This window comes from Marinobacter halodurans (assembly GCF_004327985.1).
GTDB lineage: Bacteria > Pseudomonadota > Gammaproteobacteria > Pseudomonadales > Oleiphilaceae > Marinobacter_A > Marinobacter_A halodurans.
On sequence record NZ_SJDL01000250.1, the window covers coordinates 1 to 243 of the forward strand.

Here is a 243-nt window from a genome sequence, read left to right on the forward strand (position 1 = left end):
CGATCCGTCAAACCCCGGCTGTACAGTTTGCACGAGCCAGAGGTGGTGTGTATTGCCAAGGGCAAGGCCCGCACCCGCTATGAGTTCGGCGCCAAGGTCAGCGTGGTGACCACCGCCAAAGAGGGGTTTGTACTGGATTGCCAGGCCCTGGCCGGCAACCCCTATGATGGCCACACCGTCGATACCTCACTCAAGCGCGTCCTTCTGCACACCGGCAAGATGCCGGAGCACCTGTTGGTGGAC

The 243-nt window shown here is 61.7% G+C and carries 1 pseudogene; it reads left to right on the forward strand.

The annotated features are described in order from the left end of the window. Nucleotides 1-243, forward strand: a pseudogene (locus EZI54_RS24250) (IS5/IS1182 family transposase); the annotation flags it as partial.